At 66.9% G+C, this 23191-nt stretch carries 21 protein-coding genes; 5 read left to right on the top strand and 16 right to left on the bottom strand.

Features of this window, described 5'->3' with window-relative positions:
- Positions 1-43: 43 nt before the first annotated feature.
- From BBJ41_RS38020 to BBJ41_RS38005, 4 genes are all read left to right on the top strand, one after another.
- On the top strand, positions 44-1114 hold the full coding sequence (locus BBJ41_RS38020; protein WP_069751377.1) for a zinc-dependent alcohol dehydrogenase family protein: 1071 nt from the start codon (positions 44-46) through the stop codon (positions 1112-1114).
- A gap of 35 nt (positions 1115-1149) precedes the next feature.
- Complete coding sequence (locus BBJ41_RS38015) at positions 1150-2559, top strand: MmgE/PrpD family protein (protein ID WP_069751376.1); 1410 nt, start codon at positions 1150-1152, stop codon at positions 2557-2559.
- A gap of 89 nt (positions 2560-2648) precedes the next feature.
- Positions 2649-3938: an MFS transporter gene (locus tag BBJ41_RS38010; protein WP_069751375.1), complete on the top strand. Its 1290-nt coding sequence runs from the start codon at positions 2649-2651 to the stop codon at positions 3936-3938.
- Between the two features lie 59 nt (positions 3939-3997).
- Positions 3998-5416: an MmgE/PrpD family protein gene (locus BBJ41_RS38005; RefSeq protein ID WP_069751374.1), complete on the top strand. Its 1419-nt coding sequence runs from the start codon at positions 3998-4000 to the stop codon at positions 5414-5416.
- A 167-nt stretch (positions 5417-5583) separates the two neighbouring features.
- Here the strand turns inward: BBJ41_RS38005 and BBJ41_RS38000 are convergent, their stop codons facing one another.
- From BBJ41_RS38000 to BBJ41_RS37975, 6 genes are all read right to left on the bottom strand, one after another.
- Entirely contained in the window at positions 5584-6435 is an 852-nt protein-coding gene (locus BBJ41_RS38000) for an HpcH/HpaI aldolase/citrate lyase family protein (protein ID WP_069751373.1), read from the bottom strand.
- A 3-nt stretch (positions 6436-6438) separates the two neighbouring features.
- Positions 6439-7629: a CaiB/BaiF CoA transferase family protein gene (locus tag BBJ41_RS37995; RefSeq protein ID WP_069751372.1), complete on the bottom strand. Its 1191-nt coding sequence runs from the start codon at positions 7627-7629 to the stop codon at positions 6439-6441.
- Between the two features lie 10 nt (positions 7630-7639).
- Positions 7640-8497: an HTD2 family dehydratase gene (locus tag BBJ41_RS37990; protein ID WP_069751371.1), complete on the bottom strand. Its 858-nt coding sequence runs from the start codon at positions 8495-8497 to the stop codon at positions 7640-7642.
- A gap of 80 nt (positions 8498-8577) precedes the next feature.
- The gene (locus tag BBJ41_RS37985) at positions 8578-9510 is read right to left on the bottom strand and encodes an electron transfer flavoprotein subunit alpha/FixB family protein (protein ID WP_069751370.1); all 933 of its coding nucleotides are present in this window, start codon (positions 9508-9510) and stop codon (positions 8578-8580) included.
- Positions 9511-9526: 16 nt separating this feature from the next.
- Positions 9527-10276 (bottom strand): electron transfer flavoprotein subunit beta/FixA family protein, encoded by a 750-nt coding sequence (locus BBJ41_RS37980; RefSeq protein WP_069751369.1) that lies wholly within the window; start codon positions 10274-10276, stop codon positions 9527-9529.
- 20 nt (positions 10277-10296) lie between these two features.
- Complete coding sequence (locus BBJ41_RS37975) at positions 10297-11469, bottom strand: acyl-CoA dehydrogenase family protein (protein WP_059241687.1); 1173 nt, start codon at positions 11467-11469, stop codon at positions 10297-10299.
- A gap of 112 nt (positions 11470-11581) precedes the next feature.
- Between BBJ41_RS37975 and BBJ41_RS37970 the strand changes: the two genes are divergently transcribed.
- Positions 11582-12511: a LysR family transcriptional regulator gene (locus BBJ41_RS37970; RefSeq protein WP_069751368.1), complete on the top strand. Its 930-nt coding sequence runs from the start codon at positions 11582-11584 to the stop codon at positions 12509-12511.
- 216 nt (positions 12512-12727) lie between these two features.
- Here the strand turns inward: BBJ41_RS37970 and BBJ41_RS37965 are convergent, their stop codons facing one another.
- The 10 genes from BBJ41_RS37965 to BBJ41_RS37920 form a co-directional block, all read right to left on the bottom strand.
- Positions 12728-13561, bottom strand: coding sequence for an AraC family transcriptional regulator (locus BBJ41_RS37965; protein WP_069751367.1), 834 nt, complete (start codon positions 13559-13561; stop codon positions 12728-12730).
- Between the two features lie 143 nt (positions 13562-13704).
- Positions 13705-15201 (bottom strand): class I adenylate-forming enzyme family protein, encoded by a 1497-nt coding sequence (locus tag BBJ41_RS37960; RefSeq protein WP_069751366.1) that lies wholly within the window; start codon positions 15199-15201, stop codon positions 13705-13707.
- A gap of 47 nt (positions 15202-15248) precedes the next feature.
- On the bottom strand, positions 15249-15935 hold the full coding sequence (locus BBJ41_RS37955; protein WP_069751365.1) for a nitroreductase family protein: 687 nt from the start codon (positions 15933-15935) through the stop codon (positions 15249-15251).
- 118 nt (positions 15936-16053) lie between these two features.
- Entirely contained in the window at positions 16054-17220 is a 1167-nt protein-coding gene (locus BBJ41_RS37950; protein WP_069751364.1) for a CaiB/BaiF CoA transferase family protein, read from the bottom strand.
- Between the two features lie 2 nt (positions 17221-17222).
- Positions 17223-18461, bottom strand: a complete 1239-nt coding sequence (locus BBJ41_RS37945; protein ID WP_069751363.1) for a CaiB/BaiF CoA transferase family protein — start codon at positions 18459-18461, stop codon at positions 17223-17225.
- A 131-nt stretch (positions 18462-18592) separates the two neighbouring features.
- Positions 18593-19759 (bottom strand): acyl-CoA dehydrogenase family protein, encoded by a 1167-nt coding sequence (locus tag BBJ41_RS37940; protein WP_069751362.1) that lies wholly within the window; start codon positions 19757-19759, stop codon positions 18593-18595.
- 25 nt (positions 19760-19784) lie between these two features.
- Positions 19785-20246 carry a MaoC family dehydratase gene (locus tag BBJ41_RS37935; RefSeq protein ID WP_069751361.1) on the bottom strand — a complete coding sequence of 154 codons (462 nt, stop codon included), beginning with the start codon at positions 20244-20246 and terminating at the stop codon, positions 19785-19787.
- Positions 20247-20277: 31 nt separating this feature from the next.
- Complete coding sequence (locus tag BBJ41_RS37930; protein WP_069751360.1) at positions 20278-21165, bottom strand: HpcH/HpaI aldolase/citrate lyase family protein; 888 nt, start codon at positions 21163-21165, stop codon at positions 20278-20280.
- 206 nt (positions 21166-21371) lie between these two features.
- The gene (locus tag BBJ41_RS37925; RefSeq protein WP_069751359.1) at positions 21372-21989 is read right to left on the bottom strand and encodes a TetR/AcrR family transcriptional regulator; all 618 of its coding nucleotides are present in this window, start codon (positions 21987-21989) and stop codon (positions 21372-21374) included.
- 169 nt (positions 21990-22158) lie between these two features.
- Complete coding sequence (locus tag BBJ41_RS37920) at positions 22159-23073, bottom strand: alpha/beta hydrolase (RefSeq protein ID WP_069751358.1); 915 nt, start codon at positions 23071-23073, stop codon at positions 22159-22161.
- Positions 23074-23191: the final 118 nt, after the last annotated feature.

Raw genomic sequence — 23191 nt, 5'->3', positions numbered from 1 at the left:
CCGTCGATCGACCCCATTCCGCTGCAAACAGGAGACACAAAACATGAAAGGCGTAGTTTTCAAAGGCGAACGCACGCTCGAGATCCTGGATTTCGAGGACCCCACGCCCGGCCCGGGCGAAGCCGTGATCGAGATGAAGGCATCGGGCATGTGCGGCAGCGACCTGCATTTCTATCGCCACAAGCCGGCCGACGTGATCCGCTCGCTGGGCTTCAAGGATCTCGCTTCGCGCGGCATGTCGGAGGACACGCCGATCATCGGCGGTCACGAGCCGTGCGGACAGGTGGTCGCGGTCGGCGCGGGCGTCGATCCGCGTGCGTTCAAGGTCGGTGACCGCGTCGCGGTGTTCCACTACGAAGGCTGCATGCACTGCGACCACTGCCGTACCGGCTGGACGCAGATGTGCAGCCACGGCGCGGACATTCACGGCGTCATCAAGCACGGCGGCCATGCGCACTACATGAAGGCGCCGGTGACGTCGCTGGTCCACCTGCCCGACGAAGTCTCGTTCGCCACCGGCGCCGCCATTTCCTGCGGCACGGGAACGGCCTGGGGCGCGCTGCTGCGTCTCGACATCAGCGCGCGCGACTCGCTCGCGGTGTTCGGCCTGGGCCCGGTCGGGCTGTCGGCCGTGCAGCTGGCCGCGGCGATGGGCGTGGAAGTGATCGGCATCGACATCGCGGCCGATCGCGTCGAGCGCGCGAAGGAATTCGGCGCGACCCACGTGATCGACGGCAGCAAGCAGGACCCGATCGAGGAAATCCACAAGCTCACCGGCGGCCTCGGCGTGACCTGCGCGATCGATTGCGCGGGCGGCGACGTGCCCAAGCAGCAGGCCGTGCGCAGCACGCGCCCGTGGGGCCGCATCGCGCTGGTGGCCGTGAACGGCAACCTCAACGTCGACGGCATGAAGGACGTGATCGGCAAGCAGCGCACCATCATCGGGTCCTATACGTTCTCGGAAGTCGGGATGAAGGATTGCATCCACTTCGTCGCCAAGCATGGCGTGGACGTCGACAAGCTGTTCACCGACCACTGGAAACTGGAGCAGGCCGACGAGGCTTACCGGTTGTTCGACGCGCAGGCGGGCGGCAAGGGCGTGTTCCTGTTCTGAGCACGCCGCGCCACCCGCGACAAGGAGACGGAAGAATGGCGAAATTTGAACGGCAGGGCATCGAGGACCCGATGGCCACGCTGTGCCGGATGGCGCTCCACACGCAGTACGCCGACCTGCCGGTCGGCGTGGCGCGCCATGCGAAGCAGACGCTGCTCGACGCGATGGGCGTCACCATCGGCGGCTCGGCGATGGAAGGCATTCCCGAGATCGTCTCGCTCGTGAAGGAGCGCGGCGGCAACCCGCAGACGCCGCTGCCGTTCTACGGCGGCCGCGTGCCGGCCCACGAGGCGGCGCTCGCGCTGGGCCCGATGCCGCGCGCGATGGATTGCGGCGACCTGCACGAGGAAGCCGGCCACGTGACCGAGTACGTGGTGCCGACGCTGCTGGCGGCCACCGGCCTGCGCGGCAAGGTGTCGGGCAAGGAATTCCTCGCGGCGATGGCGGTGGGGCAGGAAATCCTGGTGCGGCTCGGCACGGCCTACAAGGTCATCAACCGCGCGATCAAGCACCACGAATGCGGCGGCCACTACATCTTCGGTGCGGTGGCGGCCGTCGGCAAGCTGCTCGGGCTGACGCAGGACCAGCTGGAAAACGCGCAGGGCATCGCGCGCACCATGACGCAGCCCAACACCATGGGCATCTATTCGCCGGCCACGCTGATGGTGCGGATGCATCACGGGCTCGTGAGCCAGGCCGCGATCACGTGCTGCCAGCTGGCGCAGCGCGGCATCACGGGGCCGCGCGCCGAAGTGCTGGTGGGGCCCAAGGGGTATCTGAGCACGGCGCGCTGGGAGACCGATCCCGATTTCATCCTGCACGCGCTGGGCGAGCACTGGGAGATGGAAAACATCATCACCAAGGGCTACAGCGCCTGCTATTTCTCGCACTCGTCGATCGACGCGATCCGCGAACTGATGAAGGCGCACCGGTTCGGCGCGGCCGACATCGCCGGCATTCACATCGAGACGTCCACGCCGAGCTGGCGGGCGGTGTGCGAGCCGCAGGAGAAGAAGTGGCATCCGGTCACGGTGCCCGAATGCCAGTTCAGCCTGCCGTACGTGGTGGCGATTGCCGCGTTCGACGACAAGGTGTTCCTCGAGTCGTACAGCGAGGATGCGCGTGCCCGGCCCGAGGTTCGCGAGCTGATGACGCGCATCACCGCCGAGGAAAACCCCGACGTGCCCGACTGGGGAGCGCGCCTCGCCGTCAGGTTGCACGACGGGCGCACGCTGAAGAAGGAATGCGTCTACGTGAAGGGCCACCCGCGCAACCCGTTCACGGAAGAAGACTTCGTCGCCAAGTTCAGGCTGTGCGTGCCGTATGCCGCGATCGATCTGTCGAAGCAGACGGTCGACAGGATGATCGGCGACATCCTGCACCTCGACGAAGTGGATGACGTGGCCGCCGTGCTGCTCGATCCGCTGGTTCCGTCCGGGCGCTGATCGATACCCGGTTGAAACCGGAGCGGGAAGTTCGTGCCGGGCGAATCGCTGCCGTCGCCCGGCACCATAAAAACATGTGAGGAGACCTCATGCATTCGCTCGAGCAGGTCACGATGGCCAAGGTGTTTCGGCGCCTGGTCCCGTTTTTCATGCTGTGCTACTTCATCTCGTTCCTGGATCGCGTCAACGTCGGCTTCGCCAGCCTGCAGATGAACGACGCGATCGGCCTCACGCCCGCGCAGTACGGCCTGGGCTCGGGGTTGTTCTTCCTGCTTTATTTCCTGTTCGAGGTGCCGTCCAACCTGTTGCTGGTGCGCGTGGGCACCCGCGTGTGGATCGCCCGCATCCTGATTACGTGGGGGCTGATCTCGGGCGCCACGGCCTTCGTGGCCGGCCCGTGGAGCTTTTATGCCGTGCGCCTGCTGCTGGGCCTCGCCGAAGCCGGCTTCTTCCCCGGTGTCGCGTATTGCATCACGCTGTGGTTCCCGTCGGCTTACCGCGCGCGCGTGATGGGTTATCTGCTGGTGGCCGCGCCGCTGTCGTCGGTGATCGGCTCGCCGATCTCGGGCATGCTGCTCGGGCTTCGCGGGCTCGACGGCCTGGGCGGGCTGCAAGGCTGGCAGTGGATGTTCCTGATCGAGGCGGCGCCCGCCGTGGTCCTGGGCTTCGTCACGCTGCGCTACCTGAAGGGTTCGCCGCGCGATGCGCACTGGCTGCAGGCGGACGAGCGCGCGTGGCTCGCCGCACGTATGACGAGCGAGGACAACCGGCGCCGCGGCGAGCACGACGTCCCGGTGGCGCGCGTGTTCAGCGACCGGCGCGTGTGGATGCTGGCGGCGATGGCGTTCGGCTTCTTCCTGACGATTTACGGCATCGGCTTTTTCCTGCCGCAGATCGTCAAATCCTTCGGCCTGACCAACGTGCAGACCGGCTTCGTCACGGCGATCCCTTACGTGATCGGCTCGGCGAGCCTGGTGTTCTGGGCGCGCCGCGCCGACCGGACCGGCGAGCGGCGCTGGAACATCGCCATTCCCGCACTGATCGCCGCCGCGGCGCTGGTCGGGGCCGGCCTGATCGATGCGCCGGTGCTCAAGCTCGGCTGCTTCTGCGTGCTGGCCTTCGGCGTGTTCGGCGCGCTTCCCGCGTTCTGGGCGATCAATACCGACCTGCTGTCCGGGGCGGCCGCCGCGGCCAGCATCGCGTGGATCGGCGCGGTCGGCAATCTGGGCGGTTTCGCCGGGCCCTACCTGCTCGGCGTGACCAAGGCCCGGACCGGTGGCTACACGGCAGCGCTGCTGCTGATGGCCGTCGTCGCCGTGATTGCGGCCGGCATCGCACTTTCGGTGGGGCGGCAGCGCCGTACCTATCACCCCGCATGAACCGACGTGGCCCGCGCGCAGGCCGGGCCATTCATCTTTCGATCATCAAGGAGACTGTCATGATCGACACCCGTGACACCCGGCCCGTTGCGCCGGACAACTGCCCGCCGCTCGAGCAAGCGGTGGTGCGCTTCATCCAGGAACTGAAATACGAGCATCTCGACGCGCGCGCGCATGCCGGCATCAGCCGGTTGATGCGCGACCAGATCGCGTTGCAGGTCGGCATTTCGAAGCTGCCGTGGTCCGAGCAGCTGCTCGCGTATGCGACGGCCCAGCAGCGCCCGGGCAACAGCCGCGTGAGCGCGTCGGCGCTGACGATGAGCGCGGCCGACGCCGCGTTCGTCAACGGCTCGTACGGGCACGGTTTCGAGTACGACGACGCGCACGGCCCCAGCTACAGCCACCCCGGCAGCTGCGTGATTCCGGCCGCGCTGGCGATCGGCGAGGAACTGGGTTCGTCGCTCGAGGAGATCATCGTCGCGATGGTGGCCGGCTACGAGGTCTATGCGCGCATCGGCATGCTGGCCGCGCCCGAGCTGTTGCAGCGCGGGTATCACCCGCACGGCACGCTGTCCAATTTCGGCGCGGCGGCCGTGGCGGCCAAGCTGCGCGGGTTCGACGCCGAAACGACGCTGCACGCGCTGGCGGTTGCGCTGAGCCACGTGTCGGGCACGACCGAGTACACGTCGACCGGCGGCTCGATCAAGCGCATCCATGCGGGCATCGGCACGCGCAACGGGATGGCGGCGGCCGACATGGCGCGCGCCGGCATCACCGGCCCGCGCGCGTTCCTGAGCGGCAACAAGGGCTTCTTCCGCACCTTCCTGCAACGCACGGCCGGGGACAATGCCGAAAAGCGCTTCGTCATCGACCGGCCGTTCGAGATCGGCACGGTGTGGCTGAAGGCGTACTGCGCGTGCTACTGCACGCACGCGTACATCGATGCGCTGCGGCCGTTCGCGGCACGCCGCGACGAGATCGCCGACATCCACCTGAAGATCACGCCGCACTTCAACGTCGTCGTCGGCACGGCCAATGTCAACGCGTACGCGCCGAAGAACATCGAACACGTGCAGTTCAGCCTGCCGATCCAGGCCGCGTTCACGCTGCTCGGCAAGGGCAACGGCTACCCGGTTCACCGCGACTACCTGGCCGGCAAGGTGGACATGGCGCCCGTGATCGACATCGCGCGCAGCATCCGCATCACCGAGGAACCCGAGCTGGAGAAGCAGTATCCCGGCAAGTTCGTGGCCGACGTGACCGTCACGTTCAAGGACGGCCGCACCGAGCACGTGTTCGTCGGCGATCCGATCGGTACCGACACGAACCCGATGCCGGAGCACGAGCAGGATGCGAAGTTCATGGACCTGACCACGGACGTGCTGGGCGCCGAACGCTCGCGCGCGCTGCTGGCCGCGCTGCGTGAGCTGAACCCGGCGACGAAGGCCGCCGATTTGACTGCCATGTGGGCCGTCTGAGGCCGAGCGTGAGCATTGTCCGGGGTGATGCGTATGCCCCGGATATCGGCATCCCAGGAAAATGGGCGGCGTCCGATACCGGACGCCGCCCATCTTTTTTGTCATCGGTCTTCGGATACCGGGCTGTCAGCGCCGCGAGCGACGCGCGAACCGCCTGCCAACCGCGCTTATTTCCGCACGCTCGCGACGATCGCCTCGGCCGCCCGGATCACCGGGAGATCGACCATGCGGCCGTCCAGGCTGAACACCGCGCCGCCGTGTTTCCCGGCTTCGTCGATCACGCGGCGCGCCCATGCATGCTCGTCGTCCGAATAGCCCAATGCGTCGTTTACGCCGGCGACCTGCGCCGGGTGGATGCACAGCTTGCCGCCGAAACCGAATGCACGCGCGCGCCGGGCATCGGCCGCGAGCCGCTCGGCGTCGTCGGTGCGCACGGTCACGCCGTCGATCGGCGCGGGCAACCGCGCGCGGCGCGATGCGGCCACGAGCGCGTTGCGCGCAAAGGCCAGTTCCGGTTCCTCCGCCGATGCGCGCATGCCGAGGTCGAGCTGGAAATCCAGATGGCCGAACGCGAGCCGCGCGACCTGCGGATCGCGCGCCAGCGCATCGGCTGCGTCGAGCCCGGCCAGCGATTCGATCAGCGCGACGATGCGCGCTGCGTCGCCGAGCTGTTGCGCGACGCGGCGCAGCGCGTCCGCGTCTTCGGCCTTCGGCAACATCACGACGACGCCTTGCGACGCCCAGTCGCGCAGCAGCGCGATGTCCGCGTCGTGCCACGGCGTACCGACGGCATTCACGCGCACGACGGTGCGTGCGCGCTGTTCCTGCGTCAGCAGCGGCAGGTGCTGCGCGAGCTGCGCGCGCGCGGCGTCCTTGGCGTCCATCGCGACGGCATCCTCGAGGTCGATGACGATGCAGTCGGCGGCCGAGTCGAGCGCCTTCGCAATGCGCTCGGGCCGGGTGGCCGGCACGAACAGGAAACTGCGTGCGTGATGCACGGGAGAAGAGGGCGTGGACATGGTTCAGATCGCGCCGGCGGCGCGCAGTTGTTCGATATCGGCGTCGGAGCGCCCGAGCCCGCGGAGAATGGCCGTGCTGTGCTCGCCCAGTGCGGGCACCGCGTCCATGCGAACGTCGAAGCTGTCGATCGTGGCGGGCGGCAACAGCGCCTGCAGTTCGCCGGCGGGCGAATCGATGGTGCGGAAGCGCTCGCGCGCATGCAGTTGCGGATGCGTCCAGAGATCGCCGACCTGATTGACGGCCGCATTGGCGATTTGCGCTTCGTCGAGGCGCGTAATGACCTCCTGCGCGGTGAGGCTGGCAAAAGCCGCTTCGATCACGGCCTTCAGTTCGGCGCGATGCTCCGAGCGGCGCACATTGGCGTCGAAACGCGGGTCGGTCGCGAGCGCCGGGTCGCGCAGCACGGTATCGCAGAACGCTTTCCATTCGCGCTCGTTCTGCAGGCCCAGCATGACCACGCGGCCGTCGCCTGCCGTGAACGGGCCGTACGGATAGATCGTCGCGTGCGCCGCGCCGTTGCGGCCCGGCTGCTGCTGGCCGTCGTACGCGTAGTACATCGGGAAGCCCATCCATTCGGCGAGCGCTTCGAGCATCGAGATTTCCACGTGCGAGCCTTCGCCCGTGATGCCACGCTGCAGGAGTGCGCTGAGAATGCCCGTGTACGCATACATGCCGGCCGCGATGTCCGCGATCGAATTGCCGGCCTTGCTCGGCTCGTCGGGCGTGCCGGTGATCGACAGGAATGCGGCCTCGCTCTGGATCAGCAGGTCATAGGCCTTCTTGTCGCGATACGGGCCGTCGCCGCCGTAGCCGGAGATGTCGCACACGATCAGCCGCGGATATTTGGCGTGCAGTGCGTCGAACGACAGGCCCATGCGCGCGGCCGCGCCCGGGGCGAGGTTTTGCACCAGCACGTCGGCCTGGGCGATGAGCTCGCCGAGCACGTCCTGCGCGGCGGGTTGCTTCAGGTCCAGCGTGAGGCTTTCCTTCGAACGGTTGGTCCAGACGAAGTGCGACGCGAGTCCGCGCGTGCGGTGATCGTAAGCGCGCGCGAAATCGCCGACGCCGGGGCGTTCCACCTTGATGACGCGCGCGCCGAGATCGGCGAGCTGGCGGGTGCAGAAGGGCGCGGCGATCGCGTGTTCGAGCGTGACGACGGTCATCCCGCTCAGGGGGCCTTTTCGAGCTTGCATGGTCGGATCGCTATTCCAGTTCGATACTGGCCTGCATGGCCAGTTGTCCTTGCGGGCCGCGTGCCCACACGCGGGCGGTGTTGCCTTCAAGCTTGCCGTTCACCGAGAACGGCGCGGTGTCGAACAGCGGGCTGACCGCCTTGAACTCGAATTGGCGGATGGTCTTGCCGGGGTGCGTGCGACGCAGTTCTTCCATCAGCAGCATCGCGATCAGCGGGCCGTGCACCACCAGGCCCGGATAACCTTCTTCCTGCATCGCGTACGGGCGGTCGTAGTGAATCCGGTGGCCGTTAAAGGTCAGTGCGGAAAAGCGCATCAGCAGCACCGGATCGGGCGTGACGATGCGCGAATACTGCTCGTCGGTCGGCGCCGGCTGCGGAGCCGGGGCCGGGGCGCCGGCGGCCGCGGGCGGCGGCGCGTTGCGGTACACGATGTCCTGTTCTTCGCGGATCGCCACGCCTTGTACGTCGCTGATTTCGTGCAGCACGGTCACGAACACGAGCTGGCCGCTGCGGCCGGACTTGCTCTGCACGTTCGTGATCGTCGACCGGCGCTGCACGGGCGCATCGACGGCCAGCGGGCGCAGGAACTGCAGCCGTCCGCCGGCCCACATGCGGCGCGGCAGCGCGACCGGCGGCAGGAAACCGCCGCGCCGCGGGTGGCCGTCTACGCCGATATTCGACTGGCGTTCGCCGGGCAGGAAGTACAGCCAGTGCCACAGCGGCGGCAGGGCGGCCGGCAGCGCCGGCGCATCCGCGTAGTCCAGCGCGGCCTGCAGGAGGCGGATCGGCGCCTGGGTGATCCGGTCCGCGCTGTCCTCGCTGCGGCCGATCCAGGCGTCGAATGATTCGGGTTGCTCGACACTCATGTCGTTTCGCGCTCTCGAAATGGGATGCGTCGTGAAGGCTGCAAGCGGCTCGCGCGAACGCGCCGTTGCAGCCATTCGCGTCAGAGTTCGTTGACCAGTTCCGGCACGAGCGCGAACAGATCGCCGACGAGGCCGTAATCGGCCACGCTGAAGATCGGCGCTTCCGGATCCTTGTTGATCGCGACGATCACCTTCGAATCCTTCATGCCGGCCAAGTGCTGGATCGCACCCGAGATGCCGACCGCAATGTACAGCTGCGGTGCGACGATCTTGCCGGTCTGGCCAACCTGATAGTCGTTCGGCACGTAGCCTGCGTCCACTGCCGCGCGCGATGCGCCGAGTGCGGCCGACAGCTTGTCCGCCAGCGGCTCCAGCACCTTCGTGTAGTTCTCGCCGCTGCCCAGACCGCGGCCGCCCGACACGATGATCTTCGCGCTAGTCAGCTCCGGACGGTCCAGCTTCGTCACTTCACGGCTCACGAATTGCGACTTGCCTGCGTCGGCTGCCGCTTCGATCTTCTCGACCGCTGCGCTGCCGCCTTCGGCTGCAACCGGATCGAAGCCCGTTGCGCGCACCGTGATGACCTTGATCGGGTCGCTCGACTGCACCGTCGCGATCGCGTTGCCCGCGTAGATCGGGCGCTCGAACGTGTCAGCCGAATCGACCGCCGTGATGTCCGAGATCTGCGCGACATCCAGCTTCGCGGCGATGCGCGGCGCGATGTTCTTGCCGTAGGCGGTCGCCGGCGCGAGGATGTGCGAGTAGTCCTTCGCAATGTTCAGCGCGGTCGCTTCGACGTTTTCCGCCAGGCCCGCTTCGAGCTGCGGCGCATCGGCCAGCAACACCTTCGACACACCCGCGATTTTCGCCGCTGCATCCGCAGCCGCTTGCGCGTTGTGGCCCGCGACCAGCACGTGAACGTCGCCACCGATCTTCGCCGCCGCCGCTACCGTGTTCAACGTCGCGGCCTTGACCGACGCGTTGTCGTGTTCTGCAATCACCAGAATCGTCATTTTCTTGCGCTCCCTCTTACAGCACCTTGGCTTCGGTCTTCAGCTTCTCGACCAGCGTCTTCACGTCCGGCACCTTCACGCCGGCTGCGCGCTTCGGCGGCTCGACCACCTTCAGCGTCTTCAGACGCGGCGCGACGTCCACGCCCAGGTCTTCCGGCTTCACGGTTTCCAGCGGCTTCTTCTTCGCCTTCATGATGTTCGGCAGCGTCACGTAGCGCGGCTCGTTCAGGCGCAGGTCGGTCGTGATGACCGCCGGCAGCGTCAGCGACAGCGTTTCCGCGCCGCCGTCGACTTCGCGCGCGACCGTAGCCTTGCCGTCGGCGACCGTCACCTTCGACGCGAACGTCGCTTGCGGCAGGCCTGCCAGCGCGGCCAGCATCTGGCCCGTCTGGTTCGAATCGTCGTCGATCGCCTGCTTGCCGAGGATCACCAGTTGCGGCTGCTCCTTGTCGACCAGCGCCTTCAGGATCTTCGCGACGGCCAGCGGCTCGACGCCGTCGGTCGACTCGACGAGGATCGCGCGATCCGCGCCGATCGCCAGCGCCGTGCGCAGCGTTTCCTGCGCTTGCGTGACGCCCACCGACACGGCGATCACTTCGGTCGCCACGCCCGCTTCCTTCAGGCGCACGGCTTCTTCAACGGCGATTTCGTCGAACGGGTTCATCGACATCTTCACGTTCGCGATGTCGACGCCGGATTGATCGGACTTCACGCCGACCTTCACGTTCGCGTCGATCACGCGTTTGACGGGTACGAGAATCTTCATGAAAGAGTTTCCTTCGTGAATCAGTACGAACGGGGCAGTTGCAGCACGTGCTCGGCCACATGCCCCAGAATCATGTTGGTGGAAATCGGCGCGACCTGGTACAGGCGCGTTTCGCGGAATTTGCGTTCGACGTCGTATTCGCACGCGAAGCCGAAACCGCCGTGCGTCTGCAGGCACGCGTTCGCCGCTTCCCAGCTCGCCTTCGCGGCCAGGTACTTGGCCATGTTGGCCTCGACGCCCGCGTTCTGGCGCGCGTCGATCTTCTCGCACGCACGCCAGCGCATCAGGTTGGCGGCTTCGAGCTCGATGAACGATTCGGCCAGCGGAAACTGGATCCCCTGGTTCTGCCCGATCGGGCGGCCGAACACCTTGCGCTCGACCGCGTAGTCGCGGGCCTTTTCCAGGAACCAGTAACCGTCGCCGATGCACTCGGCCGCGATCAGCGTGCGCTCGGCGTTCAGGCCGTCGAAGATCACCTTCAGCCCCTTGCCCTCGGTGCCGAGCAGTGCGTCTTCCGGCAGTTCGAGATTGTCGAAGAACAGCTCGTTCGTCTCGTGGTTGACCATGTTGAGGATCGGGCGCACGGTGAGGCCGTTGCCGATCGCCTTGTCCAGCTCGACGATGAAGCACGACAGGCCGTCGCTTTTCTTCTGCACCTGGTCCAGCGGCGTGGTGCGCGCGAGCAGGATCAGCAGGTCGCTGTGCTGCACGCGCGAGATCCAGACCTTCTGGCCGTTGATGACCCAGCGGCCGTCCTTCTTCACGGCGGTGGTCTTGAGCTTGGTGGTATCGCTGCCGGTGGTGGGCTCGGTCACGCCCATCGACTGCACGCGCAGCTCGCCCGACGCGATGCGCGGCAGGTAACGCTGTTTCTGCGCTTCGGTGCCGCTGAACACGATGGTGTTCATCACGTACATCTGGCCGTGGCAGGCGCCGGAATTGCCGCCGGAACGGTTGATCTCTTCCATGATGACCGACGCTTCGGCCATCGACAGGCCGGGGCCGTCGTATTCCTGCGGAATCAGCGCGGCCAGCCAGCCGGCCTGCGTGAGTGCGGTGACGAAGGCCTCGGGATAACCGCGCTCCTCGTCGATCTTGCGGTGGTATTCAGCCGGAAACTGGCTGCACAGGCCGCGCACGGCGTCGCGGATTTCCTGGTACTGGTCGGGGGCGGAAAAGATGGAGGCGCTCATGAATCCTGTCTCGTCATTGGCATCGGTTAGGTCCATAATAAGTTTTGATGGATCGGTGAAAAAATAGAATTTTTTGATGGATGTATCAGTTTTCGGTATCGAGGACTCTGCGATGGATCTCAAGCAACTGCGCGCCTTCGTCACGGTGGCCGAAACCGGCAACGTCACGCGCGCGTCGAGCCTGCTGAATCTCGTGCAGCCGGCGGTGTCGCGCCAGCTGCGCCTGCTCGAGGAAGACATGGGCACGGAGCTGTTCGAGCGCGGCCGTCACGGGATGCAGCTCACGCCGTCGGGCAAAACGATGCTCGAATACGCGCGGCGCATCCTCAACGAGGTGGCGCGCGCCAAGGCCGAGATTCAGCCCACCGACGGGCCGGTCGCCGGCATCGTCAGCATCGGCCTGCTGGCCAGCACGTCGGATCTGCTGGCCACGCGGCTGGCGAGCGAGGTCGCGCGGCGTTACCCGCACATCCGCCTGCGGCTCACGATCGGCTACGCGGGGCACCTGCAGGACTGGCTCGAAGCCGGGGACGTGGACGCCGCGCTGTTGTACGGGCAGAAGGAAACGCCCGCGCTGCACGTCAAGGCGCTGATCGAGGAAAGCCTGTGGGCGGTGGCGGCGCCCGCTGCCGGGCTGTCGCGCAAGCGGCCGCTCGCGCTGTCGCGGGTCGCGAGCGAGCCGTTCATCCTGCCGTCGGCACCGCAGGGCCTGCGCGCGGCGATCGAGCACGCGGCGGCCGAGGCGGACGTGACGCTGCGGGTCGTCACCGAAACGAATGCGCTGAGCGTGCAGAAGGACCTGGTCGCGCAAGGCCACGGCTGGACGATCCTGCCGGCCGTCGGCGTCACGCGGGAAGTCGAGCAGGGCACGCTGTGCGCGGCGCCGCTCGCGCCGCCGGGCATCAAGCGCACGATCGTGCTGGCGGCGCCCAGCAGCCGGCAGGCCACGGCGCCGGTGCGCTGCGTGGTCGCCGTGCTGCTCGACTGCGTGAAGGCCACGTTCGACGAGGGCCACTGGCCCGATGCACGCTGGCTCGGCTAGGGCGGCTGTGTGGCACCCCCGGCGGGCGGGCCCGGCCGGGGGGTGCCGCACCAGCACCAGCACCAGCACCAGCACCAGCACCAGCACCAGCACCAGCACCAGCACCAGCACCAGCACCAGCACCAGCACCGGCACCGGCACCAGCACCAGCACCAGCACCGGCACCGGCACCAGCACCAGCAGGCCACGGCCCGTATTCGCCGGGCCGCGCGGCGCTTACTTCAACGGCATGCAGATGCGCGTCTGCAACCGGGCGGGCGGCGTGGTGCGCGGGTCGTTCAGGTATTGCTCGAACATCGGGAAGTCGGCGGGCACCATGCCGCTGGCGGGCAGCCATTCCGAAAACATCCAGTTGTACGGCTGGTCCATTTCGTTGTACGGCCCGGTGTAGGTCAGGATCGCGCAGCGGCCGGCGGGGATCTCGAAGCGCTCCAGCTCGTCGCCCAGGTCGGCATCGGGCGCGACCGACATGCCGGCCATCGAGCGCAGCCGGTCGGGCGGCACCTGCTCGGGATCGTCGAAATACACGCCGATGCCGATCGCTTCGGGGCGCGCCAGGCCGCGGCCGGCGGCCAGCATGAACGCGCGGGTGAAGACCGGGCCGATTTCCTGATAGCTGCCGCGATGCGGCAACGCGGCCAGTACGGCGCCGGGGAAGGTTTCGATGGTGACGGGATACATGCCGAGCTCCTCGGGATTGAACGGAACGGAGCGGGCCGCGCGGTAGCGCCCCGGCGACATGCCGAAGGTCGCACCGAACGCGCGGTTGAAGGCAGCGTCCGACGTATAGCCGGCGCGCTGCGCAACGTCGCGCAATGGCGCCCCGGTCCCGCCCAGTGCGACCGCCGCGCGGTGCATGCGGATGCGCTGCACGGTGGCGTTCACCGTCTCGCCGATCATCGCGCGGTAAACGCGGTGAAAGTGATACGGCGACAAGCACGCGAGGTCGGCCAGCAGATACAGATCCGGGTCGGCGTCGGGGTGGCTTGCCAGCCAGCGCAGGACGGGGTCCATGCGCCGGGCATACCGGGTAAGGGTTCGGGGTTTCAATTGCGGGCTCCTGGAGGAGCAATGTAGGGTCGGCGGGTTTGCAGATTTTGCGGTTTTCGGCGGGCGCGGGGAAGGGGGCGTGTGCCGGCTCGCGCACGCGTGACCGGCGCGGCGCGGGCAGGGAAAGGCGGGGCGGCAGCGGCCTACAGCCGTTCCAGCAATTGCCGCCGCATGAGCTTGCCGTTGCTGTTGAACGGCAGTTTGTCGACGGGGATGATGCGCGCCGGATGCTTGTACGGCGCGAGTTGTTCGCGCAAGTACCGGCGCAATGCGCTTTCGTCCAGCGGATGCGCGGCATCGAGCTCGACGAATGCGATGACGGCCTCGTTGCCGTCCGCTTCTTTCTGCCCGACGACGGCCGAGTTCAGGATGCCCGGGAAACGGTTGAGCGCCTGCTCCACTTCGCCCGGATACACGTTGAACCCGGAGCGGATGATCATCTCCTTGAGCCGCCCGACGATGAACAGCGCGCCGTCGTCGTGCAGTTCGCCCAGGTCGCCCGACGCGTACCAGCCGCCATCGCGCATCACGTCGGCGGTGGCCTGCGGGTCGCGGAAATAACCGGGCATCAGACCCGTGCCGCGCAGCCAGATTTCACCGCGCGCGCCGACGGGTAGCGTCCGGCCGCTGGCCGGATCGACGATGCGCAGTTCGGCGCCCGGGAACGCGTAGCCCGCGCTGGTATCGCCGCGCGTTTCGCCGAGGCGGGTGGCGTGCAGCGAGCCCGCGTATTCCGACAGGCCGTAACCGTGATGCAGCGGCTGCCCGAACAATGCCTCGACCTGCTGCTTGAGCGCCATGTCGAGCGGCCCGGCGCCGGCGTAGAGATAACGCAGGCAGGGTGCGTCGGGGCGGGCGATACGATGTTCCGCGCAATACCGCAGCAGCCGGGAGAACAGCATCGGCGGCCCCTGCACCTGGCTCACGCGCCGGTGCGCCAGCGCGTCGAACAGCTCCGCCGGTTCGAACTGCGGCCGCATTTCCAGCGCCGCGCCCGCGTGCAGCGACGCCAGCAGCACCGTGCCGAGACCGAAGATATGCGTCATCGGCGCGTACGCGTAGACGCGGTCGTCGGGGCCCAGCGCGCGCGATTCGGCCGATACGCGCGCGAAATGCAGCACACCGCGGTGCGTCATCATCACGCCCTTGGGGGCGCCGGTGGTTCCGGACGTGAAGATGATGGCCGCCACGTCGCTGGCCAGCGGCTCCGGTTCGACCCGCGCCGCGGCATGCAAGGCGCTGCGCGCGAGGCCGTTCGCGCATGACGGGCCGGCGCCGTGCCGCGCCGCATGCGCGCCGGCCGCCGGCGACACGCCCGACGTGAAGTACAGCACGCGCGCATCGGCCTTGAGCGCGAACGCGTCGACTTCGCCCGGCGCCATGCGCGCATTGACGCCGCACGACCACGCGCCGACGCGGCTGCACGCGATCAGCAGCGCGGCATGTTCGGCGCAGTTCTCGGCCACCACCAGCACGCGGTCGCCGCGGCGCACGCCGTCGGCCCGCAGCTCGCGTTCGAGTGCATCGGCCAGCGCGCCGATGTCCGCGTAGCTCAGGCTGCGATCGGGGAGATGGATGAACGGGCGCCCGGGGGCCTCGGACAGCCATCGATCCAGCAATTCATGAATGCGTGCGGTCATGCCCGATTCTCCTTGGCCGTGCTTGCGATACGCGTACGGCGGCCGCCTCAGACGAAGCGCACGAGGTCGTCCACGCCGGCACGCGTGGTGCGGAACTGGTTGACCGGATGCGCGTCTTCCGCGTAACCGAACGAAATGCCGCAAATCATCTGCTGCGTATCGGGAATGCCGAAGTACTCGCGCACGAAACGGGCATGGCGGGCCAGTGCACCCTGCGGCGTGGTGGCCACGCCGTGCGCATAGGCGGCGATCAGGAACGACGACACGAAGCCGCCCGCGTCGATGAGCGCATACGGGCCCAGCTCCACCGGCACCGTGACGATCGCCACGTGCGGCGCGTCGAACATGCGGAAGTTGCGGAATGCCTGCTCGGCGCTGCGCTCGCTGTCCTTCGGGCCGATCCCGAGCGCCGAATACAGCGCAATGCCCGCGCCGCGTCGCCGGTCGCGGTAAATGCCTTCGTAGCGCGGCGGGAAGGGCAGGTCCGATTCGTTTTCCGGATGCGTGTTGACCCGCTCGATCAGCGCCTGCCGAAAGCGTTCGGTGCTCTCGGGCGTTTCGGTGATGACCAGTTGCCACGGCTGCACGTTGCACCACGAGGCCGAGCGGCCCGCCATGCCGACGATGCTGCGGATCAGTTCGGTGTCCAGCGCCTGGTGTCGATAGGCGCGGCACGTCGAGCGGCCGCTCGTCAGGCGATCGAGCGCCGCGAGTTCGGGGATGGGCGATGTCATGTCAGTTGCGTCCTTGCCAGTTGCCCGGCCCGCGCGCTTCGGGGGCGCGACGGGCGCGAGCGGAAAACCATCGCGGGGAATACGCCGGCGATTGCGCCGGCGGCCATGTTCGCCCGCGTCAGATGAATGTGCCCTGCGCGCGCCACGCGTCGATGCGCGCATCGGGCAGCCAGTCCTGCAGCGCGGCGATCGCGTTGTCGGTGGTCGGCGCCGCGGGCGGTTCGGGCGGTGCGGCCGGCGTGCGCGAAAAACGCGGGCCGGGCGCCGGATGCGTCACGCCGTCCAGGTCGATGAACGTGCCGCGCGCCTTCACGTGCGGATGCTCGGGCGTTTCGTCGAAGTCGAGCACGGGCGCCACGCACACGTCGAGATGGCCGAGCTGTTGCGCCCACTCGTCGCGCGTGCGTTCCCTGAATTTCGCGGCGAGTATCTGCTTGGCTTCGGGCCACTGCGCGCGGTCCATCTGCGCCTGCAACCGCGGATGGTCCTGCAGCCCGAGCTGCTCGAGCAGCAGCCGGTAGAACTTGCCCTCGATGGGGCCGACGCTGACGTACTTGCCGTCGGCGCACGCGTACACCTCGTAGAACGGCGCGCCGGTGTCGAGCAGGTTCGTGCCGCGAGCCTTGTCGAGCATGCCGGCCGCATGCAGGCCCATCGTCACGGTCATGATCGACGCCACGCCGTCGACCATCGCGGCGTCCACCACCTGGCCCTGCCCGGAGCCGCGCGCTTCGAGGATGCCCGCGAGCAGCCCGAACGCCAGGTACAGCGAGCCGCCCGCATAGTCGCCCAGCACGTTGAGCGGCGGGGTCGGCGCCTGCCCGGCGCGGCCCATCGCATGCAGCGCGCCGGTGATCGAAATGTAGTTCAGGTCGTGTCCGGCCACCTGCGACAGCGGGCCGTCCTGCCCCCATCCGGTCACGCGGCCGTAGACGAGGCGCGGGTTGCGCGCCAGGCACGGTTCGGGGCCGAGACCGAGGCGTTCCATCACGCCGGGACGAAAGCCCTCGATCAGGCCGTCGGCCTGGTCGATCAGCTCGAGCACCATCTCGACGGCGGCGGGATCTTTCAGGTCGACGCGCACCGACTTGCGATTGCGCAGGCCCAGGTCGAATTCGACGGGGCGCGGCGCGCCGAGCCCCGAAGGCTCCTTGCGGTCCACGCGGATGACGGTCGCGCCCAGATCGGCCAGGAACATCGCGGCCAGCGGCCCGGGGCCGATGCCCGCGATCTCGACGATCCGGATGCCCGCGAGCGGGCCGCGACGGGAGGGTGCGGCGGACATGGTCAGATCACTCCCTGGTCGCGCAGTTGCTGCAGGCGATCCTCGGACAGCTTGAGCAGCCCCCGGTAGATCTCGTCGTTGGCAGCGCCGAGTTCCTGCGCCGGCTGGTCGAACTGCACGGGTGTCTGCGACAGCTTGATCGGCAGGCCCATGCCCATCGCATCGACGTCGGCCAGCCCCGGGTGCTCCAGCTTCACCACGGCGCCGCGCGCCTGCAGCACCGGGTCCTTCAGCACGTCGAGCGGCGAGCGCACCGGCGCGGCCGGCACGCCGCGCCTGACCTGCAGTTCGGCGATCACTTCCTCGGTGCTGTGGCGGCTCGTCCATGCCTCGATGATCGCGTTGATCTCGGCCGCATGCTTCATGCGCGGGCCGCGCGTCGCGTAGCGCGGGTCCGTGACGATCTCCGGCCGGCCCACGGCTTCCATCAGGTTCTGGAACCAGTCCGGCTGAAACGCCACCATCGCCACGTGGCCGTCGAGCGTGCCGTACACGCCGAAGGGCACCAGCCGGTCCTGGAAATTGCCCGAGCGCTTCGAGTAGCCGTGCTTGAGGAACACGTCGAAATGCTCCTCGGCCACCAGCGACGACAGGCAGTCGAGCATCGACACCTGCACGGACTGGCCCACGCCGGTGCGGCCACGGTGAATCAGCGCGGCGAGGATGCCGTTGACGGCGTACAGCGGCGTGATCAGATCGGCGATCGGCAGGCCCGAGCGGGTCGGCGGGCCGTCGGCGAAACCGGTCACGTCCATGATCCCCGACAGCGCCTGGACGATGATGTCCATGCCTTTCAGGTTCTTGTACGGGCTCGGCTCGCCGAACGCCTTGATCGACGCATAGACAATGCGCGGGTTGACCTCGCGCACGCTCTCGTAGTCCACGCCCAGGCGCGCCGTCACGCCCTCGCTGGCGTTCTCGATGACGACGTCGGATTCCTTGACCAGCTCCATGAACAGCGCCTTGCCCTGTTCCGATTTCAGGTCGAGCGTGATGCTTTTCTTGTTGCGCGCGCGGTTGAGGATGGTCAGCGACACCTCGTCGTCGCCCTTGACGCCGAAGTGGACGCCGTCCTTGCCGACATACGGGGGATTGTTGCGTGCGATGTCGCCGCCGCCCGGCGATTCGACGCGGATGACTTCGGCGCCCATGCCACCCAGCAGCAGCGATCCGTACGGGCCGGCCAGGGCCACGGTCAGATCGAGCACTCGGATACCTTCCAACGGTCTTGCAGCTGACATGCTTGTCTCCTGAAACTGGTCTGCGGCCGGTGCGCGTCCCGGATGCGCCGCGCGTGGCGCGCAGACAGTTCTTTATGCCTGTTCGGTGCCGACGTTTCCCGAACCGGGAAAACGTCGGCGGATTACCGGATTCAGTAAGACTTCGGCAACCCGAGCTTGCGCTCGGCGATGTTCGACAGAATGAGTTGCGGGGTGACAGGGGCAATGTAGCCGATCCACGCCTCGCGCATGAACCGCTCGACGTGATACTCCTTCGCATAACCGAAGCCGCCGTGCGTGAGGATCGACGTCTGGCACGCGTTCATGCACGCTTCGGACGCCAGCAGCTTCGCCGCGTTCGCCTCCGAGCCGCACGGTTGCCCCCGGTCGTACAGGTCTGCCGCCGCGAAGATCATGTGGTTCGCGGCTTCCAGCTCCGCCCAGTTGCGCGCGAGCGGATGCTGCACGCCCTGGTTCTGGCCGATCGGGCGGCCGAACACGACGCGCTCCTTCGCATATTGCGTCGCGAGGTTGAGCACCGCGCGGCCGATGCCGACCTGCTCGACGGCCACCAGCACGCGCTCGGCGTTCATCCCGTGGAAGATGTAGCTCAGGCCCTTGCCTTCCTCGCCGATCAGTTCGTCCTTCGACACCGGCAGATCGTCGATGAACAGCTCGTTGGTATCGACCGCCGCGCGGCCGAGCTTGTCGATCTCGCGGATGTCGACGTACTTGCGGTCGAGCTTCGTGTAGAACAGGCTCAGCCCTTCGCTGTGCTTCTTCACCTGCTCGATCGGCGTGGTGCGCGCGAGGATCAGCATGTGATCGGCCACCTGCGCGGTCGAGATGAAGACCTTCTTGCCCGAGATCAGGTAATTGCCGTCGGGCTGCTTCTTCGCGACCACCTTGAGCTTCGTGGTGTCGAGGCCCGTGTCCGGCTCGGTCACCGCGAAACAGGCCTTGTGCTCGCCGCGTGCGAACGGCGGCAGCCATGCCTTCTTCTGCGCGTCCGTGCCGAAATGCACGACCGGCTGCAGGCCGAAGATGTTCATGTGGATGGTCGATGCAGCCGCTTGCCCGCCGCATTCGGCCACCGTACGCATGAACAGTGCCGCTTCCGTCACGCCGAGGTTCGCGCCGCCCACGTCTTCCGGCATGCAGATACCGAGCCAGCCGCCGCTCGCGACGGCCTTGAAGAACTCGTGCGGGAATTCGTGATTCTTGTCCTTGTTGCGCCAGTACTCGAGCGGAAAGTCCGCGCAGATTTTCTGCGCCGCATCGACGATCGCGACCTGGTCGGGGCTCAGTTGGTAGTCCATGTCAAATTCTCCTGCGGGAACGAGGTCAAGCCTGGCTGGCGGGGCGCAGCATCATCAGGCCCGTGCGCACGGCGGTGCACACGATCTCGTCGCGCTGGTTCCGGGCCACGTGCTTGAAGGTGACGATGCCCGAATCGGTGCGGCTCTTCGACAGGCGCGCCTCGACGATCTCGGTCTCGACGCGGATCGTGTCGCCGTGGAAGGTCGGCTTCGGGAACGCGATCTCGCCGAAGCCCAGATTGCCGAGCGTCGTGCCGAGCGTCGTTTCGTACACGGTGATGCCGGCCACCAGCGCGAGCAGGAACATGCTGTTCACGAGGCGCTGGCCGTACATCGTGTTCTTGCTGTATTCGGCGTCGATGTGCAGCGGCGCGCAGTTGTAGGTCATCGCCGAGAACAGCACGTTGTCGGTCTCGGTCACCGTGCGGCGGATCGCATGCTCGATCACCATGCCGGGCTTGAATTCTTCGAAGTAAAGGCCTGCCATTTTGTGTCTCCTGACGTATTCGGGTGGGGAATCAGCGGTTGAACGACTGCGCGAGCGCGATGATTTCGCGTGCCGTTTTCGCGTGGGCGATGTCGATGTGCTCGCCGTCATAGATGCACGACGCGCGGCCTTCCGCCTGGGCCTTGTCGAGCGCGTCGATCATGCCCTGGTAGAACGCGACTTCTTCTTCGGTCGGGCTGTAGGTGCGGTTGACGATCTCGACGTTCGACGGATGCAGCACCAGCTCGCCGCTCATGCCGAGCTGGCGGTCGTTCGCCGACGAGACCTTGAGCCCGTCGAGGTCATGCACCTGCTGCCACACGCCGCCGATCGGCAGCTTGCCGGCGGCGCGCGCGGCCATCACGATGCGCGACTTCAGGAACTGGGTTTCGCGGCCTTCGAGCGACCAGACGGTCTTCAGTGCGCGTGCCACGTCGGCGTTCTTGGCCGTCGCGCCCACGATCGCGGGCACCCGGTCGTGCTGCGCGATTTCATACGCGAGTTGCAGCGAGCGGGCGGTTTCCAGCAGCGGAATCACCTTGGTGTGACCGACTTCGACGCCGGCGCGGTACTCGGCTTCGGCCAGCATCGACGACACGGTGTGGATGTCTTCCGGCCCGCAGGGCTTGGAAATCACGATGCCCTCGACCACCGGGTTCACGATCGCCAGGATGTCGTCGAAGTCGTACAGGTGCGCGCTGCGGTTGATGCGCACCCAGACGCGCTGCTTCTGTTCGGCCAGCCACGCCAGCTTCGAGCGGACGATCTCGCGCGCTTCGACTTTCTGGGCCGGCGGCACGCTGTCCTCGAGGTCGAGGATCAGCGCATCGGCGCCGGACTGAATGGATTTCTCGATCCAGGTCGGCTTGTTGCCCGGAACGAAAAGGAAGGAACGGATCGGTTTCATCTGCGTGGTCATGACTGTCTCGGCCTGTTGATGGGGGGGCACCTGATACGTGCGTTAGGCATTACCTAACAACTGGTAGTTAGTTTGATGCGCAAACGCCGAGACCGTCATTGGGGTTTATACCGAGACGTGGTTGCCGCGACGCATCGGCTCGCACGCCGGCTTCGGGTTCGAAGGCGACGCACGGCGGTTGCGCGTGGCGGGGAAGGGCGCGGGAATCAACGCGACGACGGCCCCACGCCGGAGAAGAACATGGTGCAAAGTTGACCGGCGATCCGCTCCAGCGAGCCTTTTTGCGGGTTGAACCACGACTGGATCGAATTGATGCTGCCCAGGATATGGATGCGCGCGAGGTGGATGTCCACGTCCTCGCGGAGCCTGCCTTCCACACGCAGGGCTTCCAGCAGCCCGTTCCAGAGCGTCTGGTGATGTTCGCGCCGCACGACCTGCCGTTCGCGAATCGTGTCGGGCAACTGGCCGAGCAGCCTGCCGTGCGCGACCGCGAAATCGCCGTGCATGACGAGGCCGCGCATCTGCCCGAGTACCGCCGCCCGGAACCGTTGTTCGGCCGTGGCGCCGGGGCCGAGCGCGTCCAGCTGCTCGTTCAGGTGATGGACGATGTGTTGGGCGCCTTGCTCCATCACCGCCTCGACCAGCTCTTCCTTCGACGAAAAGTGGTAGTAGATGCTCGCGGCCTCGATGCCGGCCTGATCGGCGATGTTGCGCATCGTCGTGGCCGAATAGCCTTGCGTGCCGAACGTGCGGGCGGCAAAACGGATCAGCGATTCACGCGTCTCGCACGTGCCGACGGAATTCGACTTGGATCGTTTGGCCATACCCCTGGTTGCCTGCGCATGGTGAGTCATGCCGACATACTAACAGTAGTTAGGTTGGCGTCAGGGTGATTTGGATGTGCGAACGGATCGCCTCGGGAAAGCAGGCGATCCGTTCGTTGTCCGTCCGGTCAGCGCGGTGCGCGGTTGCGCGCACCGGCCGCGTGCCGCGTTACAGCGTGTTCTGGAAGAACGGCGCAAGCACGGAAACCGCTTCGTCGACGTATTGCGGGACGTCGTACAGCGACATGTGGTTCGCGCCTTCGACCACGTGGAAGCGCTTGTCGGCGCTGGCCGCGCGGGCGAACAGGTCGTCGCTCATCCACTTGCTGCCCGCGACGCTGCCGGCCACGATCTGCAGCGGCTGCGTGAGGAACGCTTCGGCCTTGTTATACGCGTCGTACGTGATGATCTGGTTGAGGCTGCGGGCGGTCATGAAGCCGGGCGCATTCGGGTGTTCGCAGCGCGGCGTATGGTAGTACTCCCATGCTTCTTCCAGTTCCTTGTTCGGCGCATCTTCCTTGCGCATCGGCGCGAGCGGCAGCGTGGCCAGTTGTGCGCCCGACGCGTCGCTGGTGCGCGCCTGCGAACCGTGTGCGATGTACGGGATCGCATCGGCATCCTTCACGTTGTTTTCCCAGCCATTGCGGAACATCGAACCGATGTTGACCGCGCTGACCGTGCCGAGCGCCTTGATGCGGCGGTCGTTGATGGCCGCGTTGGCCGCGTAGCCGCCGCCCGCGCAGATCCCCATCGCGCCGATCCGGTCCGCGTCGACGTACGGCAGCGTGGTCAGGTAGTCGACCACCGCGCTGACGTCTTCCGTGCGGATATACGGATTTTCGAGCTGGCGCGGCTCGCCGGTGCTTTCGCCTTGATACGACGCATCGAACGCGATCGCGACGAGACCGTTTTCGGCGAGTTTCTTCGCGTACAGACCGGCCGTCTGTTCCTTTACGCCGCCGCCCGGATGTGCGACGACGACGGCCGGGTACTTGGCGTTCGAATCGAAACCGGCGGGAACATGGATCACGGCGGCAATCGTAACGCCCTGGCCGTTCAGGTTCTTGAAGTTGACTTTCTGCATGACGCTAACTCCGGTGGTAGGTGGCAACGAGGTGAGGTGATGTGATGCATGGTAGTCAAGAAATTGATGCGGATATATGGGCTAAAAAAGACTTCAGTGTTAAGCCTGTCTTTACAGA

It is taken from the genome of Burkholderia stabilis (genome assembly GCF_001742165.1).
GTDB classification, from domain to species: Bacteria; Pseudomonadota; Gammaproteobacteria; order Burkholderiales; family Burkholderiaceae; genus Burkholderia; species Burkholderia stabilis.
Note: the sequence above shows the minus strand (reverse complement) of the source record. Positions and strands in the feature narration are given on the sequence as shown.